This window comes from Shewanella sp. SG41-4, from assembly GCF_014164505.1.
Lineage (GTDB): Bacteria > Pseudomonadota > Gammaproteobacteria > Enterobacterales > Shewanellaceae > Shewanella.
Genome location: NZ_JACJFI010000618.1, coordinates 1 through 1,251 on the forward strand (window position 1 = coordinate 1; position 1,251 = coordinate 1,251).

2 protein-coding genes are annotated in these 1,251 nt (G+C 35.7%); both read right to left on the reverse strand.

Translation table 11 applies throughout. The features are described from left to right. Positions 1-163: 163 nt before the first annotated feature. Positions 164-904 carry a hypothetical protein gene (locus H5202_RS22715; RefSeq protein WP_182774012.1) on the reverse strand — a complete coding sequence of 247 codons (741 nt, stop codon included), beginning with the start codon at positions 902-904 and terminating at the stop codon, positions 164-166. Between the two features lie 50 nt (positions 905-954). Then, a partial coding sequence (locus H5202_RS22720; protein ID WP_182774013.1) for a hypothetical protein occupies positions 955-1,251 on the reverse strand: 297 nt, incomplete at its 5' end.

The following is a 1,251-nucleotide window of genomic DNA, read 5'->3' on the forward strand; positions in this document are numbered from 1 at the left end:
GCGATTCAACAATTTGATACTCTAATGCATCGGTGAACCATAGCTCACAAACTTGTCTATACGCAAATTCAAGTTGTATATAACGAAAAGCCAGATTGGAGACTTTCAAGTTTTCAATATTTTCACCAATGTTTAATATATCTCGCTCTAAGTTCATCACGCCCTACCCCAATATATCTAGTAATGTTTTTTTTGTTGGCATAAGCTCGGAGGTCATAATTCGTTGACCAGATTTTTGCTTCATTTTGTAAAATTTAACAATATCCATTTTTTGACGTGTTAAGTCTGAATGGTTTGGGTGTGTAAAACGTGAACCAAAAAACTCACTTTCCACCAATGTAATGGTCTTGTCGTCAATCACTCTTGGTAGCTTCATGTTACCTAAGCATAAGCGTCCATCACTATAAATGTTCATTAATGGAGCATGGTAAAGCTTCGATTTAAGGTTAGGGCGTTTGTTCGCAGCTAAGGCAAAGACTCTAAGAGAAGCCGACTCGTTCGATTTAGGTGTGCGAAAGATGTATAAGAGTGGTGGTATTTCTAAATTGATAGCTTCTTTAGTTAGATAAAGCGTTCTTGTTTGTCTTGGCCTATGCCAAGCAATAACACTAGAATCTTTCACAAGTATGTTTTCTTCATTGTACGATTTAAACCAATTGGATTTAGCTTGTTTGATATTGCTTTCTATAGCATTTATTGTCGCAGCAACATCTTCAACTGAGATAATATTTCCAATTCCCAACCTACCGTTTACAATATCGTGCCTTGTAATACACGATATTGACCCAGAATTATTGGAATGCACTACAAGGGCAAGTCTGCTTAATATTTCTTTTTCATCAGCAACAGTTGATTCAATAAAATCTTCTACAAGTTTATTTGCTGAAACGGTTTCAATGTTCATAGTGAAAACTCCATGTGATTTAACAGTTACATAAATCGTAATACAGACCACTATTCTCGCAACTGTAGTAAAGCCATTATTAAGCTAACTAAGCAGTTAGTAATGGCGAAGTTTTCAAAAAACTCGTAAATATTTTCATCTTCAAATCGAATATTCATGGCCGCACTTTCCCCTGAATTAAAGTAACGTTCGCCAGCTTCATGAATACAGGCTTGTTCTTCTTGCATACCGAATGAGTATATGAGTTGTTCAGATACATCAATATCAGAGCCAGAATCAAAGGGAAACGTGATGGGTTTTATTTGTTTAGAAAAATATTCATAGACACTGAGTAGGGGAGTTAAGTC